The organism is Streptomyces sp. NPDC111744, from assembly GCF_055634995.1.
Map to the genome: position 1 here is coordinate 36,360 of NZ_JBVKCG010000018.1, position 17,266 is coordinate 53,625.

General features: G+C 71.0%; 16 protein-coding genes and 2 pseudogenes. 13 read left to right on the forward strand and 5 right to left on the reverse strand.

Annotated features, from left to right (window positions below; genetic code table 11):
* Position 1 precedes the first annotated feature (1 nt).
* Positions 2–1,441, forward strand: a complete 1,440-nt coding sequence (locus ACZ7OO_RS31980) for an MFS transporter (protein WP_471510122.1) — start codon at positions 2–4, stop codon at positions 1,439–1,441.
* Positions 1,442–1,470: 29 nt separating this feature from the next.
* On the opposite strand, the gene ACZ7OO_RS31985 is transcribed toward ACZ7OO_RS31980, so the two are convergent.
* Entirely contained in the window at positions 1,471–1,890 is a 420-nt protein-coding gene (locus ACZ7OO_RS31985) for a DUF3151 domain-containing protein (RefSeq protein ID WP_471510124.1), read from the reverse strand.
* Positions 1,891–2,083: 193 nt separating this feature from the next.
* On the opposite strand from ACZ7OO_RS31985, the gene ACZ7OO_RS31990 reads away from it, so the two are divergent.
* From ACZ7OO_RS31990 to ACZ7OO_RS32040, 11 genes are all read left to right on the forward strand, one after another.
* Complete coding sequence (locus tag ACZ7OO_RS31990; protein ID WP_471510126.1) at positions 2,084–2,929, forward strand: tryptophan 2,3-dioxygenase family protein; 846 nt, start codon at positions 2,084–2,086, stop codon at positions 2,927–2,929.
* Complete coding sequence (gene kynU, locus ACZ7OO_RS31995) at positions 2,922–4,145, forward strand: kynureninase (RefSeq protein ID WP_471510128.1); 1,224 nt, start codon at positions 2,922–2,924, stop codon at positions 4,143–4,145. Before ACZ7OO_RS31990 ends, kynU begins: the two co-directional genes overlap by 8 nt.
* A 208-nt stretch (positions 4,146–4,353) precedes the next feature.
* Positions 4,354–5,229: an alpha/beta hydrolase gene (locus ACZ7OO_RS32000; RefSeq protein WP_471510130.1), complete on the forward strand. Its 876-nt coding sequence runs from the start codon at positions 4,354–4,356 to the stop codon at positions 5,227–5,229.
* A 167-nt stretch (positions 5,230–5,396) separates the two neighbouring features.
* Positions 5,397–6,419: an alpha/beta hydrolase gene (locus ACZ7OO_RS32005; protein WP_471510132.1), complete on the forward strand. Its 1,023-nt coding sequence runs from the start codon at positions 5,397–5,399 to the stop codon at positions 6,417–6,419.
* Positions 6,412–7,071, forward strand: coding sequence for a helix-turn-helix transcriptional regulator (locus ACZ7OO_RS32010; protein WP_471510134.1), 660 nt, complete (start codon positions 6,412–6,414; stop codon positions 7,069–7,071). Before ACZ7OO_RS32005 ends, ACZ7OO_RS32010 begins: the two co-directional genes overlap by 8 nt.
* Before the next feature lie 107 nt (positions 7,072–7,178).
* Complete coding sequence (locus tag ACZ7OO_RS32015; protein WP_471510136.1) at positions 7,179–8,543, forward strand: sensor histidine kinase; 1,365 nt, start codon at positions 7,179–7,181, stop codon at positions 8,541–8,543.
* Positions 8,540–9,205 carry a response regulator transcription factor gene (locus ACZ7OO_RS32020; protein ID WP_360492690.1) on the forward strand — a complete coding sequence of 222 codons (666 nt, stop codon included), beginning with the start codon at positions 8,540–8,542 and terminating at the stop codon, positions 9,203–9,205. Before ACZ7OO_RS32015 ends, ACZ7OO_RS32020 begins: the two co-directional genes overlap by 4 nt.
* Before the next feature lie 95 nt (positions 9,206–9,300).
* The gene (locus tag ACZ7OO_RS32025; protein ID WP_471510138.1) at positions 9,301–9,474 is read left to right on the forward strand and encodes an MHYT domain-containing protein; all 174 of its coding nucleotides are present in this window, start codon (positions 9,301–9,303) and stop codon (positions 9,472–9,474) included.
* A gap of 149 nt (positions 9,475–9,623) precedes the next feature.
* Positions 9,624–10,109 carry an RICIN domain-containing protein gene (locus ACZ7OO_RS32030; RefSeq protein WP_471510140.1) on the forward strand — a complete coding sequence of 162 codons (486 nt, stop codon included), beginning with the start codon at positions 9,624–9,626 and terminating at the stop codon, positions 10,107–10,109.
* A gap of 52 nt (positions 10,110–10,161) precedes the next feature.
* Positions 10,162–11,367 (forward strand): cytochrome P450, encoded by a 1,206-nt coding sequence (locus ACZ7OO_RS32035; RefSeq protein WP_471510142.1) that lies wholly within the window; start codon positions 10,162–10,164, stop codon positions 11,365–11,367.
* Between the two features lie 87 nt (positions 11,368–11,454).
* The gene (locus ACZ7OO_RS32040; protein ID WP_471510313.1) at positions 11,455–12,051 is read left to right on the forward strand and encodes a Uma2 family endonuclease; all 597 of its coding nucleotides are present in this window, start codon (positions 11,455–11,457) and stop codon (positions 12,049–12,051) included.
* Here the strand turns inward: ACZ7OO_RS32040 and ACZ7OO_RS32045 are convergent.
* Positions 12,043–12,361, reverse strand: a pseudogene (locus ACZ7OO_RS32045) (ATP-binding cassette domain-containing protein); the annotation flags it as partial. The gene ACZ7OO_RS32040 and the pseudogene ACZ7OO_RS32045 overlap by 9 nt on opposite strands.
* Before the next feature lie 20 nt (positions 12,362–12,381).
* Between ACZ7OO_RS32045 and ACZ7OO_RS32050 the strand changes: the two are divergent.
* Positions 12,382–12,492 (forward strand): annotated as a pseudogene (locus tag ACZ7OO_RS32050) (MarR family transcriptional regulator); the annotation flags it as partial.
* Positions 12,493–12,509: 17 nt separating this feature from the next.
* Here the strand turns inward: ACZ7OO_RS32050 and ACZ7OO_RS32055 are convergent.
* From ACZ7OO_RS32055 to ACZ7OO_RS32065, 3 genes are all read right to left on the reverse strand, one after another.
* Positions 12,510–14,540 carry an NACHT domain-containing protein gene (locus tag ACZ7OO_RS32055; RefSeq protein WP_471510144.1) on the reverse strand — a complete coding sequence of 677 codons (2,031 nt, stop codon included), beginning with the start codon at positions 14,538–14,540 and terminating at the stop codon, positions 12,510–12,512.
* A 37-nt stretch (positions 14,541–14,577) separates the two neighbouring features.
* Entirely contained in the window at positions 14,578–15,561 is a 984-nt protein-coding gene (locus ACZ7OO_RS32060) for a DUF6801 domain-containing protein (protein WP_471510146.1), read from the reverse strand.
* Positions 15,562–15,717: 156 nt separating this feature from the next.
* The gene (locus ACZ7OO_RS32065; protein ID WP_471510148.1) at positions 15,718–17,229 is read right to left on the reverse strand and encodes an APC family permease; all 1,512 of its coding nucleotides are present in this window, start codon (positions 17,227–17,229) and stop codon (positions 15,718–15,720) included.
* Positions 17,230–17,266: the final 37 nt, after the last annotated feature.

Consider the following 17,266-nt stretch of genomic DNA (forward strand, 5'->3'; position numbering starts at 1 on the left):
CATGCCCGACGTCCGGCTGGCCTCATCGCAGGGCAAGTGGATCCTGTTCACCACGATCCTCGGCTCCAGCATGGCCCTGCTGGACTCGACAGTCGTCAACGTCGCCCTGCCCCGCATCGGCCGTGACCTGGACACCAGCCTCTCGGCCCTGCAGTGGACGGTCAACGCGTACATGCTGACGCTGGCCGGGCTGATCCTGCTCGGCGGCTCGCTCGGCGACCAGTTCGGCCGCCGGAAGATCTTCGTGATCGGGGTCGTCTGGTTCGCGGCCGCCTCCCTGCTCTGCGGCCTGGCCCCCAACGACATCGTTTTGATCGCCGCCCGCGCCCTCCAGGGCATCGGCGGCGCCCTCCTCACACCGGGCTCCCTCGCCCTCATCCAGGCCTCCTTCCACCCCGACGACCGGGCGAAGGCGGTCGGCCTCTGGTCCGGCTTCGGCGGCATCGGCGCGGCCATCGGCCCGTTCCTGGGCGGCTGGCTGGTGGACGGCCCCGGCTGGCGCTGGGTGTTCCTGCTGAACGTCCCGCTGGCCCTGCTCTGCGTCCCCGTCGCCCTGCGCCATGTTCCGGAGTCCGCGGACGGCCGCGCCCACGGCCGTTTCGACGTGCTCGGCGCGGTGCTGGCCGCCCTGTCACTCGGCTTCGTGACCTACGCGCTGATCGAGGCCGGGACCACGTCGCTGCTCGCCATCGCGGGCGTCGCGACCGGTGTGGCCTTCGTGTACGTCGAGAAGCGCCGCCGGGACCCGATGCTCCCGCTGCACATCTTCGCCTCCCGCCAGTTCTCGGCGCTGAACGTGGTCACCCTGTGCGTGTACGGGGCCTTCGGCGGCTACTTCTTCCTCACCGCGCTCCAACTCCAGGTGGTGGCGGGTTACTCGGCGCTGGCCGCCGGCACGGCCCTGCTCCCCACCACCGCGCTGATGCTTCTCTTCTCGGCCCGCTCGGGCGCCCTCGCGGACCGCATCGGCCCCCGGCTACCGCTCACCGTCGGCCCCCTGCTCTGCGCCACGGCGATGCTGCTGATGCTGCGGGTGGGCGAGCACGCGAACTACCTGACGGACGTCCTCCCGGCGGTCCTGGTCATGGGCACCGGCATGGTCACCCTGGTGGCCCCGCTCACCGCCTCGGTCCTCGCCTCCGTGGACACGTCCCGGGCGGGTATCGCCAGCGGCATCAACAACGCGGCGGCCCGCGCGGCGAGCCTGATCGCGGTGGCGGCACTGCCACTGCTCGCGGGCATGGGCCCGGAGGCCTACCGGTCACCCGCGGCGTTCAACGCGGCGTTCCACCGGGCGATGCCGATCTGCGCGGGGGTGCTGGTGGTGGGGTCGGTCCTGGCGTTCGCACTGGTCCGCAGGCCGGCCCCGGGCTGTGTACGCCCGGAGTGCCGCACCCACGGAAACGTGACCTCGCCACCACTGGAGGCGGAGGGCCGGTAGAGCCCCGCCTCCCGTCGCCTACGGCTGGGCTATCCCTTCAGCTCCGCGTACGCCTCCGCGCTGCTGTCCTGGAGGAACTGCCAGCACCGTTCCTTCTCGTCCTTCTCGTCGATCTCACCGGCGGCCCGGGCGAGCCCGGCGAGGCAGCGCAGGAAGCCGCGGTTGGCCCGGTGGTCCCAGGGGATGGGGCCGTGTCCCTTCCACCCGGCGCGGCGCAGGGCGTCCAGCCCACGGTGGTAGCCGGTGCGTGCGTAGGCGTACGACTCGACGACCGCGCCGCGCTCGAACGCGTCGTCGGCGAGCAGCGCCCAGGCCAGCGAGAAGGTCGGGAACCTCGCCGCCACCTCGACCGGAGCCAGCGACTCCTCGCCCAGCAGGCGGTACGCCTCTTCGTTCTCCGGCAGGTAGGTCGGCTCCGGGCCGCCGAGCAGGTTCTTGTGCGTCGTCATGGCGCCAGTCTGCCACCGCCGATCTGCCGACCGGGTGATACCGCCCCGCTGGGGACCGGTGTGGCCCGTCTGGCAGCAGGCGGGCCTTGCCGTGTGCGGGGTACGTTGCGGAAGATGCCGGTGGGGACCGGGGCCCCCGTGTCGAGAACGGCAGGGGCGGACCGCTACCCGGAGTACACAACAGGAGACAGCGATGTCCCTTCAGGCTCGGCCCCACGAGGCTTCGGAGCCCGAGACCCCGCATCTCGACTTCGCGGGCACGACGCCGTACGAGGACTACGTCAAGGCGGACGTGCTCACCCACCTCCAGCACACCCTCTCCGACGATCCCGGAGAGATGGTCTTCCTGGTCACCACCCAGGTCATGGAGCTGTGGTTCACCGTCATCGTCCACGAGTGGGAGACCGCGGCGACCGCCCTGCGCGGCGACGACGTCCCCACCGCGATCGCCGCGCTCAAGCGGTCCACCCGCGAACTGGAGGCTCTCAACGCCTCCTGGAAACCGCTCGGCCAGCTCACCCCCGCCCAGTTCAACTCCTACCGCTCGGCCCTCGGCGAGGGCTCCGGCTTCCAGTCGGCGATGTACCGGCGGATGGAGTTCCTGCTCGGTGAGAAGTCCGCGTCCATGCTCGTCCCGCACCGCGGAGCCCCCCGCGTCCACGCGGAACTGGAGAAGGCCCTGCACGAGCCGAGCCTGTACGACGAGGTGGTACGGCTCCTCGCGCGTCGCGGACACCCGATCCCGGACGCGGTGCTACAGCGCGACGTGTCCGGGCGGTACGAGGCCTCGGACGCCGTCGAGGCCGCCTGGGCCGCCGTCTACTCGGGCGACGGGTACGCCGAACTGGCCCGGCTCGGCGAGGCGTTGACCGACGTCGCCGAACTCGTCTGGCGCTGGCGCAACGACCACCTGGTCGCCACGCGCCGGGCCATGGGCGCGAAGTCCGGCACCGGCGGCTCGGCCGGGGTCGCCTGGCTGGAGAAGCGCGCCCGCAAGAACGTGTTCCCGGAGCTGTGGACGGCGAGGTCCCATGTCTGAACTGGCCCTGAGGGCAGAGAAACTGGACGCGGAGGACGAGCTCGCCGGGGTGCGCTCCCGTTTCGTCCTCGACACTGTGTCCGATCATGCGGCTGACGCCGCGGGTGTCTACCTGGACGGCAACTCGCTGGGCGCACTGCCCGCGCACGTCCCCGGCCGCGTCGAGGACGTCGTCCGGCGGCAGTGGGGCGAGCTGCGCATCCGCTCCTGGGACGAGAGCGGCTGGTGGACGGCGCCGGAGCGGATCGGCGACCGGATCGCCCCGCTGGTCGGTGCGGCGACCGGGCAGATCGTGGTCGGCGACTCCACAAGTGTCAACGTCTTCAAGGCACTTGTGGGTGCGGTACGGCTGGCGGGGGACGGGCGTACGGAGATCCTCGTCGACGCGACCACCTTCCCCACCGACGGCTATATCGCCGAGTCGGCGGCCCGGCTCACCGGCCGTACGCTGCGGCCGGTGGCGCCGGCGGACGTGCGCGCCGCGCTCGGCGACCGTACCGCCGCCGTCCTGCTCAACCACGTCGACTACCGCACGGGCCGGCTGCACGACCTGCCGTCCCTCACCGCCGCGATCCACGCGGCCGGCGCCGTGGCCGTCTGGGACCTGTGCCACAGCGCGGGCGCGCTGCCGGTCGGCCTCGACGAGCACCGGGTCGACCTGGCGGTCGGCTGCACCTACAAGTACCTGAACGGCGGCCCGGGTTCACCCGCGTACCTGTACGTCCGCCGCGACCTCCAGGACCGCTTCGACTCGCCCCTGCCCGGCTGGAACTCGCACGCCGAGCCCTTCGGGATGCGATCGGCGTACGAACCGGCCGCAGGCGCGGTGCGCGGCCGCGTCGGCACCCCGGACATCCTCTCCATGCTGGCCCTGGAGGCGGCGCTGGAGGTCTGGGACGAGGTGCCGGTGGCGGCCGTACGCGCCAAGTCCCTGGCCCTCACGGACTTCTTCCTGGAGTGCGTCGAGACGTATCTGCCGGCGGGCCGCGTCGAGTGCGTGACCCCGGTGGCGCACGAGGAGCGCGGCAGCCAGATCGCGCTGCGCTGCCCTGACGCCGGGGACGTGATGAAACGGCTGATCGAGCGCGGGGTGGTCGGGGACTTCCGGCATCCCGACGTCCTCCGCTTCGGCTTCACCCCGCTGTACGTCGGTTTCGCGGACGTGGAACGGGCGGCGCGGGTGCTCGGGGAGGTCGTGGGGGCCGCTGCCGGCTAGCGACTTGGAGACATGGCGACCGGTGCCGGAAGGGCCGGGACGGTACAGAACCGAGCAATCCTCACCGTGCGTGACATCCACGTGTCCCCGCACGTCACCGGCCTGATACCGTCCCGGCCAACGGCCGAGTTCCCCACCTGGTCCGCCAATTCCTCCCCCAGTGCCGAAAGCCTGGGAGGTACCCCCATCGCCGCTGAGAGGTTGGAGCATGCCGGACGACGCCGCAGCAGTACGGGCCGCCGCCGAGGAGGAGTCGGCCTTCTCCCACCCGCACGTCGCGCCCGACGCCACGGCGGCCTACGGCGACCACCCCGACCAGGTGATCGACTTCTACGTCCCGCGCGGTGACGAGACCGTGGCCCCGCTGGTCGTGGTCCTGCACGGGGGCGCATGGCGGGCGCCGTACGACCGTGGCCACATCACCCCCTTCGCCGACTACCTGGCCCGGCGCGGTTTCGCGGTGGCCAACGTCGAGTACCGGCGCGGCACGACGCTCCCCGCGCAGGGCGGCTCGGCGCCGGTGGCCGGCCGCTGGCCGGACACCTTCGACGACATCGCGGCGGCGCTGGACGCCCTGCCCGCACTGGCCCGCGAGGCACTGCCCCAGGCGGACCTGCGCCGCACGGTCCTCACCGGCCACTCGGCGGGCGGCCATCTGGCGCTGTGGGCGGCGGCCCGGCATGTCCTCCCGGCGGACGCCGCATGGCGCACCTCCGGCCCGCCGCTGCTGCGAGGCGTGGTGGCGCTGGCCCCGATCGCGGACCTCGAGGTGGCGGAGAAGCTGGCGGTCTGCGACCACGCGGCACTCCAACTCCTCGGCGGGGACGACCGGTTCACCGACCGGCGACGCTACGCCGACCCGGCGCTGCTGCTCCCCACGGGCATCGCGACCACCCTGGTCCAGGGCCGTACGGACATCGACGTCCCGCAGGCGGTCGCCGAGTCCTACGCGGACGCGGCGGCCAAGGCGGGCGAGGTGGTGGGCCTGACGCTGCTGGAGGACGTCGGCCACTTCCCCCTGATCGACCCGGCGGCGGACGCCTGCGCGGTCGTTGCGGAGGAGATCGCCCAACTGGCCTGGTGACGGCCTCCCGTCCTTACTCACCCTGAGCCGTCCCCCGCATACCCGTAATACCTGAGAGCTACCTCCCAGGTGAGCTCCCTGGCGGGACGCGAACGACACCACCCGATCCGTAATTTCCCGATCAGACAAGCCCGAGGGCCGGGCGAGCTGAGCGGGGAGGGCCGACCATGACGGGGGCGACGGGGGCGACGGGGGAGCGGGAGAGGGCTGTTCGGGGGCGCGGGGGTTGGCGCCGGAGATTGCGCCGCACCACGCTCGCCGCGCTCCTCACCGCGGCCGTGGTCCTGCCCCTCTCCGCGGCCACCCGGCCCCAGATCCCCGCCCCGCCCCCGGCCGCCCTCTCCGCACCCCTCACCCCGGCCACCCTCACCACCGCCTACAAAGCCAACCGCGAGAACGCCACCGAAGCCGCCCGCATGGCCGCAGCTCACGGTGACGTCTCCCGCGCCGCCGCAGACCGCGCCCTCGCCTCCCGCCACCTCCTCCACTTCGACGCGCGAGGAACCGGCCGAGCCACCGAGGTCTTCGGCGACCTGGCGCACGCCACCCGCGTCGCCGTCCTCGTCCCCGGCTCGGACACCACCCTCGACACCTACGCCCGCTTCCACACCGCGGCCGAGGCCCTCTACCGACGCCTCGCCCACGAGCGCCCACGTACCCGAACCGCCGTCGTCGCCTGGCTCGGCTACCAGACCCCCGCCACGATCAGCGCCGCCGTCCTCACCCCGGGCCGGGCCGACCAAGCGGCCCCGCGACTCCGCGAGTTCATGCACGAAGTCCACACCCTCACCGCCCCCGAGCCGGCGGCCGTCTCCCTCCTCTGCCACTCCTACGGCACGGTGGTCTGCGCCCGAACCGCCCCCACCCTCACCGGCCTCGGTGTCACCGACATCGCGCTGGTCGGCAGCCCCGGCACCGGCGCCGACTCGGCCGCTGCCCTGCATACGTCCGCCCGCATCTGGGCGGCCCGAGGCGCTGATGACTGGACAGCCGAGGTCCCGCACGTTCACGCCGACCTCTTCGGCACGACCGTCGGCTTCGGCACCGACCCCGTGTCCCCACCCTTCGGCGCCCGCGTCTTCGCGGCGGGCCCCGGCGGCCACAGCGACTACTTCACCCCGGGCTCGGCCTCCCTGGCCAACCTCGCCCGGATCGTCCTCGGCGAGACAACGGAGGTCACCCGTGCCTAAGCCGCCGACCCGGCTCCCGAACCGCATACGTCATCTCGCCCACCGCGTCGACACCACCACCCCACCCGACCGGGACCGCGCAGTGGACGCCCTCCGCGCGTTCGCCGTCCTCGGCGTGGTTTTCGGCCACTGGCTGGTCACCGCACTGGTGGCGGACGGCGGCAGGCTGCACGCCAGCAGCCCCCTCCAGCATCTGCCCTGGCTGGCCCCGATCTCCTGGCTTTTCCAGACCCTGGCCGTGTTCTTCCTGGTCGGCGGCCATGTCGCCACCCGCAGCTACACCACCGCCCAGGCCAAGGACGCGTCCGCCGACAAGCTCGCCGAGGCGGTCCGGGTGGTGGCGGCCGGCGACGCGCTGCTCGCGCCCGGCATCACCCGGCGGCTGATCGCCCAGTTCTCCCAGTTGGACGGCGGCAGGGTGCGCGCCCCACTGAAGACACGCGTCGGCGATCTGACCGAGCGCGAGACGGAGGTGCTCGCACTGATCGCGCAGGGCCTGTCGAACGCGGAGATCGCCGAACGGCTGGTCGTCGCCGAGCAGACCGTGAAGACCCATGTGGGCCGCATCCCGGTGAAGCTGGGCCTCAGGGACCGTACGCAGGCAGCGGTGTTCGCGTACGAGTCGGGGTTGGTACGGCCGTCGGGATACTGACGGAGCCGGACCCCTGGTGGCGCCCCCCGTAGTACCTGAGAGGGACGCCGAAGGACCCGTCTCACTGGTGACGACGGTGACCCTGCCCGCCGCATACCGTCGTGTACGTGACCGAGACGACCCAGACGCAGTCGATGCCACCGGAGCCACCGGACGGCATGTTCGAGCCGTACAAGCCGCGCAGCCCGGAGATCCGGGCGGCGCTGGACGCCCTGCGCAGGCTGCGGCAGGACCTGTTCCAGGATGCCTTCGCCTACCGGCCGTTGCCCCGGATGAGCATCGACCGCCCGTTCGTCCGCCACCTCCCTGTGCGGTGGCGGGAGTACGCGGCCTGGACCCCGCATCTCGCGGTGGCCGCGGCCGGCGGGGTGGCGCTGCTGGCGACCGTCGCGGACCGCCCGATGGGATCGGCCGGGACCCTGCTGGTCGGCCTGACCGTGCTGGCACCGGTGCTGCTCACGCTGGCGCGTCCGGTCGGCGCCTTCTGGCTGTCGCTCGTCGCGAGCTGGGCCGGCACCCTGCTGGACAGATCCTGGGACGACTGGCCGTGGACGGTGGGCAACTTCATCTCCCACCTGGTGGTGCTCACCGTCGTCGCGATCCGCACCCGTCCGCGCACGGCAGCCTGGATGTGGGCGATCACCGCGTTCTACGGTTTCGCGTTCGTCTCGGTCCTCGGCGGGGGCCACTACACCAACGACGTCGGCTCGATGCTGGTCGTCTCCGCGATAGCCCTGCTGGCCGTCACCGTCCGGCAGATCCGCCGGGAGGCCGAACAGACGGTGACCGCCCAGCAGTCGGAGACGGCACACGAGCGTTCCCGGCGCACGCTCCTCGAAGAACGGACCACGATCGCCCGCGAACTGCACGACGTGGTGGCCCACCACATGTCCGTCGTCGCCATCCAGGCGGAGGCCGCCCCGTACCGGGTGGAGAACCCGCCGCCGGAGCTGGAGAAGGCGTTCGCCACGATCCGGGAGAACGCGGTGGCGGCGCTCACCGAGCTGCGCCGCGTCCTGGGCGTGGTCCGCGCCGAGGACTACGAGGCCCCCGACGCCCCGCAGCCCACCCTCGCCGACCTGGACGGGCTGCTCGCCAATGTGCGGGAGGCGGGCCTGACCGTCGACAAGGCGGTGACCGGCGCGGTCCGTGAACTCCCGCAGGGCGTGGAGCTGTCGGCGTACCGCATAGTCCAGGAGGCGCTGAGCAACACCCTGCGCCATGCGCCGGGCGCGCCCGCCCGGGTGGAGATCGGCTACGTCCTCGGCGGCCTCGGCCTGCGCATAGTCAACGGTCCCCCGCCCCAGCCCGCCCTCCTCAAGCCCTCTCCCGGCGCCGGCCACGGCATCACGGGCATGCGGGAGCGTGTGTCGATGCTGAACGGCGAGATGACAGCGGCCCCGACGGCCGAGGGAGGCTATGAGGTGACGGTCTTCCTGCCGGCCGCCACCCCTACCGAAGGTGATGCATGACCATCCGCGTACTGATCGCGGACGACCAGATGATGGTGCGCGAGGGCTTCTCGGTCCTGCTGAACGCGATGCCGGACATCGAGGTCGTCGGCGAGGCGGTCAACGGCCGTGAGGCGGTGGACCGCGTCCGTGAACTCGCCCCCGACGTGGTCCTGATGGACATCCGGATGCCCGAGCTGAACGGCATCGAGGCGACGAGGGAGATCGTGGCCGTCGACAGCACGGCCAAGGTCCTGGTCCTGACCACCTTCGACCTGGACGAGTACGTCTACCAGGCCCTGCGCGCCGGAGCCTCCGGTTTCCTCCTGAAGGACGCCTCGGCCCGCCAACTGGCCGACGGCGTACGGGTCGTGGCGGCAGGCGAGGCCCTCCTCGCACCCTCGGTCACCAAGCGCCTGATCACGGAGTTCTCCAAACTCTCCGGCACCCCACGCCTGATGCCCACGGCCCATGCGGCCTACGGTGACCTCACCGACCGCGAGACGGAGGTCCTGGTCCTCATCGCCCAGGGCCTCTCGAACGCGGAGATGGCCGAGCGCCTGGTGGTGGCCGAGTCCACGATCAAGACCCACGTCAGCCGCATCCTGGTGAAGCTGGGCCTGCGCGACCGCACCCAGGCGGCGGTCTTCGCCTACGAGGCACGGCTGGTGACACCGGGCTAGCGCGGGGCGATGCGGTACAGCACGTTTTCCTGGTCGGCTATCGAGGCTCGGGCCCGGTCTCCCTGGGCACGGCGGGCGTTCTCACCGGTCTCGGGGTGGCGGCGATGCACTACCTCGGCATGACGGCGGTGCACACCGGCGGCACCGTGCACTACGACACCGCGGTCGGAGCGATCGTCATGTTCGACCCGGAGGTCGTGGGCGGCCGGCGCGACCGGCGACCCACCGAGCACCCGGGACCCGTGCCGAGCCGGCGTTTCACCTCCTGAGCTCAGTCGATCTCCGGGGCGTGCTTGCAGGAAGGCTCGGTGGCTCCCGCAACGATCACCTCGGAGCCGGTGAAACCGTTCCGCCAGTCGGGTGAAGGCCCTGCTCACGGCCTGTTGGTAGAGCACATGATCCGGCTACATCAAGAGACATGATCAAGCCCCTGGAGCGCGGCCTGACCGCGCTCGCGCTGACCGCTCTGCCTCTCCTCTTCTCCACCTTGCCCATCCACATGGGCGCGCACTCGGCCGCCGCGGTGCCGCAGTACTTCCAGATCACCACGCAGCTGAACGGCAAGTGCCTGGCCACCGACGGCGACAACGTCGAGGTGCAGACCTGCAACGACGGCACCGGCAACCAGCTGTGGTACTGGGCGGGCAAGAAGCTCGTCAACGGCGCCGAGCAGCACTGCCTCGACGTCAGGAACGGCGAGGTCAACGCCGCGGCCCAGGTCGTCGGCGACTGCCACGGACTGGCCAACCAGCGCTGGTACAAGGACGGCAGCTGGCTGCGCACGGATGTCAACAACCAGTGCCTGAGCATCCAGGACAACGGCGACCAGCGCGAGCACGCGGGCATCAACCTGCGCAACTGCGGCTCGAACACCTGGCAGTGGTGGACCCTGCCCACCCAGTAAGCATCTGAGACACCCCTGGTCAGGAGGGGGACCGTCGGTCTAACGTCCGTCCATGGCAGCCTTCGACCCCTGGGACCCGGACTTCCTGGCCGACCCGTACCCCTCCTACGCCGAGCTCCGCGCCCGGGGCCGGGTGCAGTACTACGAGCCCACCGACCAGTGGCTGGTCCCGCACCACGCCGATGTCTCGGCGCTGCTGCGGGACCGGCGGCTGGGCCGGACGTACCAGCACCGGTTCAGCCACGAGGACTTCGGGCGGACCGCACCCCCGCCGGAGCACGAGCCGTTCCACACGCTCAACGACCACGGCATGCTCGACCTCGAACCCCCGGACCACACCCGCATCCGCCGCCTGGTGTCGAAGGCGTTCACCCCGCGCACGGTCGAGCGGCTGAAACCGTACGTGGCGAAGCTCGCCGGTGAACTCGTCGACGGGCTGGTCCACAGGGGCGGCGGCGATCTCCTCGCCGATGTGGCCGAACCGCTCCCCGTCGCCGTCATCGCCGAGATGCTGGGCATCCCGGAGGCGGACCGGGCGCCGCTGCGGCCCTGGTCGGCCGACATCTGCGGCATGTACGAGCTGAATCCCTCGGAGGACACGGCCGCGAAGGCCGTCAGGGCCTCGGTCGAGTTCTCCGAATACCTGCGGGAGCTGATCGCCGAGCGGCGGGCACAGCCCGGCGAGGACCTGATCTCCGGGCTGATCGCCGCGCACGACGAGGGCGACCGGCTCACCGAGCAGGAGATGATCTCCACGGCCGTCCTGCTCCTCAACGCAGGCCACGAGGCGACCGTCAACGCCACGGTCAACGGCTGGTACGCCCTCTTCCGCAACCCCGCCCAGCTGGCCGCCCTCCGCGCCGACCACTCCCTGATCCCCACCGCCGTAGAAGAGCTGATGCGCTACGACACCCCGCTCCAGCTCTTCGAACGCTGGGTACTGGACGAGATCGAGATCGACGGCACGACGATCCCGAGGGGCGCGGAGGTCGCGATGCTCTTCGGCTCCGCCAACCATGACCCGGCCGTCTTCACCGACCCCGGCCGGCTGGACCTCACCCGCCGCGACAACCCCCACATCTCCTTCAGCGCCGGCATCCACTACTGCATCGGCGCCCCGCTGGCCCGCATCGAGCTGGCGGCCTCGATGGCGGCCCTGCTGGAGAAGGCCCCGACGCTGAGCCTGGCGGCGGAGCCGCGGCGGAAGCCGAACTTCGTGATCCGGGGGTTGGAGGGGCTGGGCGTGGAAGTGAGGTGATCACCCGTTCGGATGATCACCGACTGATTCCGGCCGATGGACGCGAACGACCGGTCAAGTTGGTGCACGCCTGCGAGGGGAGGCACCATGACGGTTATGGCAGAGCGCGCGTCGTCACAGTTGTCCGTGGACGTGTTCGAGCGGATTGCCGAATTCGCCGCCCGTGAAGACGAGACCGTCGGTTTCGAGTTCATCGGCGGACGGATCGGGGTCAAGAAGGTGACAAACGGCAGCCACGGCGAGATCGCGATGTGGTTGGTCTTCCGCTGCAAGCAAGCACGGCCCGACCTCACCCTCAACCCAACCGGTCAGGGGTTGAAGGTCGAGGCGTATCGCGGGGGCCGCGCCAAGCCCGACGCCGTGCTCGCGCCGACGGGACACTTCAGCGGGAAGGGCGACTGGGCCGACCCCGACGGTGTGTTGATGGCAGTCGAGATCACCTCCTACGACTCGGACACCCACAACCGTGACCGTGTGGAGAAGCCGAAGGCCTATGCCGAGGCCGGGATTCCCGTCTACCTGCTGATCGACCGCGATGCTCTCTCGATTCTGGTCCACAGCGATCCGGACCCGGAAGACGGATACCGGGACATCCATGTCGTGAAGCTCGGGGGCAAGGTCACTCTCCCCAACCCCGTGGGCATCGAGCTCGACACCGAGGAGCTCAGGGACTACGTCGACTGAGCAGCCTTCGATCAGGTCGGCGCGGCGCGTCTTGTCGAGGCCGCCGCGGAGCCGGCCGTAGAGGTTGATGACCTCGCCGCCCGAGAGGTTGCGCCAGAGGGTCACGTATCCGGGACGTAGGCGATCCTGCGGTGCACCGCCACGGCGTCCTTCCGGGGGTCGCGGCCGAGGATCTGCGCGTCTGCGCGGCGCCGGAGTCGGGGCGCAGCAGGCCGAGCAGGACCCGGATGGCGGTGGACTTCCCGGCGCCGTTGGGGCCGAGGAAGCCGTGCACCTCGCCGGTCTCGACGTCCAGGTCGAGGCCGTCCAGGGCATGGGTGCGGCCGAACGGGGCGGCGGATGGCCGAGACGCTCGCGTTCTTCGAGTTCGTGGACGAGGAGATCGCGGAGATGATGGAGCGGTGGCGGGCGCGCCGGGTGGAGCTCTTCGGGCAGGAGTGAAGCGCCCCCGTCAGCCGTCAGGGGGTGCCGTCCGACGGCCCCTCGGGCGGTGCCGTCAGCTGCTCCTGCAACCGTCCGTGCCGGAACTGGTACACCGCCCCCGCCCGCCGCAACGCCCTTCGGTCGCACGCGTCCTCCAGGAACGTGACCAGCCGCCAGGGGAGCCGGCCCGTCAGCGGCAGCCAGACGCGGGCGAGTGCGATCCACTGCCCCCACGCGGTCAGACAGAGCCCGTACCCGAGGCCGCCGGCGAACGCGCCCTCGATGCCGAAGACGAGGCCCTGCTGGAGGCTGCGGAGCGGGGTCTCGGTGAAGCTGCCTGCGAACCAGGCGATGAAGCCGAACACGATCGCCCAGACGAGGATGTGGGCGTGGACGTTCCTTCGGTTGACCCGCAACAGGCCGACGCAGCTCACGGACTTGTCCAGGTCGACCGTTGCCTCCAGCCAGGCCGTGATGCCGAGCACCAGGCCGGTTCCGAGACCCACGATGAGCGGGAACTGGGCCGCGGACACCAGCCCGCCGCCGAGCCCGTCGTCGAGTCCGAGCCACGGCACGACGGTGCGGTCGACACCGACGATGGCGACCGCGCCCGCCAGAGCGACCAGTGAACCAATGGTCATCCTGGTCAACAACCTCTCGCCCAGCTGCCGTTGGGCATCACGGCGGAAGGTGATCTCGATCGGGGACGGTTTCAGCAGGTGGTTGCCGCTCGCCCGGTGGTAGATGAAGCCGAATGCCGCTCCGATCAGCAGCCCGTGCAAGGAGCCGACGACCAGCCCGCGCCGGACGGCGAAGCCGAGCCCGTGCGAGGTGCCGATCAGGTCGACGGGGATGTTTCCGACCGCGGTGACGAAGGCGAAGGACAGCCCGGCGAGGACTGCGATCACGGCGGTCCGCTGCCGCAGCGGCAACGTGGTGCCCAGTTCCCACCAGGCCAGGTTGCCGGTCTTGCGCCGCTCCAGATCGTGGGCGAGGTAGGTGAGCCAGCGTTGGGCGCGTCGCGCCTGCGACGGGCGCCGGTACACCGAGGGGAGGAACGCGGTGAGAAGGTGCCGCTCAAGGCGGTCCGGGGTCGGGAACTCCGCGGCGTCCAGCAGCGCATCCGGACCGCTGGTGCCGCGCTCGCCGTGGACGGCCGCGGCCAGGACCACCATCAGCGGTGTGGAGAGCGCCCGGCGCAGTGGACCGTCAGGGTTGGCGTCCATGTCGTCCAGCACCGGGTCCCACGCCGACTTGGCGTCCGGGGGACTGCTGAACCGGAGATACGTCACCGAGTCGGCCGGAGGCAGATCGGCCAGTCGTACGACGGCGGCCTTGTGCAGCCCCCTGCCCTTGACCGCGTTCTTGTACTCGCCGTAGCGGCTGGTGAGGACCAACGGCAGGGAGGTCTCGGAGAGCTGCTTCAGCGCGGCCCCGCGGAGGCTTTTGGAGATCTCGTCGAAACCGTCCAGGACGGGCAGGATCAGCCCGACGCTCACCAGCTTCTCGGCCAGCGTCATCTCCCCGTCGGAGTCGACTGCGGTCAGCCAGGGCTGGTCACGGCTCAGCTGGTGACTCAGCCGGTCGTTCAGCGGTTCCTCTTCCGGGTTCCACGAGGCGAGACTGAAGATCTCCGGCACGGGTGCGCCGGCGGGGCGTTTCTTGAGCCACTGCAGCACGAACTGCATGGCCAGTACACTCTTTCCCGAACCGGCCCTGCCCAGTACCACCAGGCGGCCGGACGGGATGCTCTCGTAGAACTCCGCGATCCCGTTCAGACCTCCGCTCAGGTTCCCCTCGCCCAGGTCTTCCCAGATGAGTTCCGGGTGATCCCTCGCCAACGTCTCGTCGTTCGGAGGCTCCCAGCGCACGGGCAGCAGCTGGGGATCCCTGATACCGAGCTGTGTCTCCTCTTCTTGCCGGCGTTGCCGGACGAACTCGGCCAACTGGTCGGCTTTCGCCAGCAGTCCGCTCTGAGGTCGCTCGGTGTAGGTGTAGTTGTTGTTCTGCACCCCGATGGATCCGGCGACGATCTGCGTGCCGTCGCCGTACTGGTTCGCATTCATGCTGCGCGGCGGCTGCTCCTCCCCGCCTGCCGTGCCCTCAGCCATCGTCACCCCGGCGTCGCCGGAACCACATCGCGCTGCCCACCGCGGCCAGGGCCACGATCAGCACGCCGGCCGCCGCGCGCAGCGCGACCGGGAAAGCCGTGCGGTCCTGCGCGCTGGAGCGCAGGTCGGAGCCGGCCTTGGGCGCGGCGAAGGTCGGAGCGCCGCCCGAGGCGGGCGACGCCGACACCGATGCCGTACCGCTCGCGGTGACCGAGCCGCTCGGGTCGGGGCTGCGGGAGGCGCCGGGGTGAGTCCCTGAGGTCCCCCTACCTCCCTGGCCCCCCGCCCCCGCCCCCGCCCCCGAGCCGGACCCGGAACCAGACCCCGCCCCTGCCCCTGACCCTGACCCGGAGCCCGAGCCACGGCTCCCGCCCCCGGTCCCGGTCCCCGTCCCCGACGCCGTGGGCGACGGCTGTCGCTGCGCTTTGGGCAGGATCCGGAACGACGCCAGAACCTTGTCCTGGTCCGAGTCCACGCTGCACGACGCGTTCACCGTGCCCAGCGGGGTCGTGCTGCCGTCCGCCCGCCTCGGCGTGACGCTCAGCCTGATCGCGCCGACGACGATGCTCGCGGTGCCCGCCTTGGTGAAGGTCAGCGACGGCGCGGTCCCGTTCGCCGGGACCGTCATGGACCCGGAGGACGGGATCTGGGTCACGGGCACGTCCATCGACATGGTGACGGGGACGTTCCCCTGCGGTGCGGCCACGACGGCGGTCACCTTCGCCGTGCCCTCGAGGCTCGTCGCGCCGGCCACCCGCAGCCCTTGCGGGATGAGCGCCCCGACCGTCGCCGACGCGGTCACCGGCAGTCGGGGAGTGGGCCGGCCGACCACGTGGGTGTCCGAGACGTCCCACACGACCGAGGCCGTCATCGACTGGCCGCTGAGGATCCCGAAGTCGCAGGTGTACTGGAAGGTGCGGGGAGCGGGTGCCGCGCTCGCGGCCCCCGGTGTGACGGCGAGGAGGACACCGGCCACCCATGCGGCGACCGTACGTCCGGCTAATGCGGCGACCGTATGCCCCGCTCGTAATTCACCTGGCATGTGCGCACCTTACGGACGCGGATGCGTGGGCGTCTGCCCGGACGGTGGGACCTTCACTCCGCTTCCACGAACCGTTGGGCGCACGCGCCCCTACCGCTCCTTCGTCTCCTCCAGTACCGTCCGTCCCAGCAGCGCGTACCGCTCCGGCGACCGGCGCTTGAGGTACTGCGCGTAGCCGACGCCCGTCGCCGCCACCAGTGCCACCAGCCACGGCGTCGCCTTCAGCAGCAGTGAGCCGGACTCGGTGCCGGCCGCGACGCCCATGTTGGACACCAGCAGGACGACCACGGCGAGCATCGCGACGCCGCCGATGAGCGGGGCGGCGAAGGTCCTGAACCAGTGCCGGCTCTCGGGGTGGTTCTTCCGGAAGTAGACCAGCACCGCGAACGAGCACACGGCCTGCACGACCAGGATCGCCATCGTGCCGAGGATGGCCAGCAGCACGTAGAGGGCGTTGTACGGGTCCTTGCCCGCGGCCCAGAACGCCCCGATCAGGACGGCCGAGATCACCGTCTGGACCAGGCCCGCGATGTGCGGGGAGCCGTGCCGGGCGTGGGTGCGGCCGACGGTGTTCCGGAGCGAGGGGATGACCCCTTCCCGGCCCAGCGCGTACATGTAGCGGGCGGCGCAGTTGTGGAAGGCCATGCCACAGGCCAGCGAGCCGGTGACCATCAGCCACTGCATGAGGACGACCGCCCAGTGGCCGACGTAGTGCTCGGTGGGGTTGAAGAAGAGGGCGAGCGGGTTGGCGGAGGAGGCGGCCTTGACGGCCTCCGTCTCGCCGTTGCCGATGATGGCCATCCAGGAGACGAAGACGTAGAAGACGCCGACGCCGAGGACCGAGATCATCGTCGCCTTGGGGATGATCTTCTTCGGGTCGCGGGACTCCTCGCCGTACATCGCCGTGGACTCGAAGCCCACCCACGACCAGAAGGCGAAGAAGAGACCGAGCCCCGCGGACGTGCCCTTGAAGGCGTTGACCGGGTTGACCGGGCCGAAGGTGAAGCCGTGCGGGCCGCCGCCGTGCAGGGCCACCGAGATCGCCATCGCGGCGAGGACGGTCACCTCGGTGCCGAGGAGGACGACGAGGAGCTTCTCGGCGACGCTGACGCCGAACCAGGTGCCGGTCGCGTTGACGGCGAGCATCAGGATCGCGAACGCCCACCACGGGACGTCAAGTCCGGTCTGGTCCTTGAGGGTCGTGTTGGCGAAGACCGAGAAGATGCCGATCAGCGCAGGCTCGAAGACGGCGTACGCGAAGGTGGCGAGCAGCCCCGACGCCAGGCCCGCGGTGCGGCCGAGACCGTAGGAGATGAAGCCGTAGAAGGCGCCCGTCGACGTGATGTGCTTAGCCATCGACGTGAAACCGACGGAAAAGATTGCCAGGACGACCATTGCGACGAGGTAGCTCGCCGGGGCACCGATGCCGTTGCCGGACGACACCATGAAGGGCACGTTGCCGGTCATCGCGGTGATCGGCGCGGCGGTCGCGACGGCCATGAAGACCACCCCGAGCAGACCGATCGCGTTGGGCTTCAGCCGGTGGACCGTGCTGTCCCCGTCTGTCTTCGCCGCTGGGGCGACTCCCTCGTCCACTGCCATCGGGGTGGCCCCTCTCCTGCTGATCGCTGGCTGTACT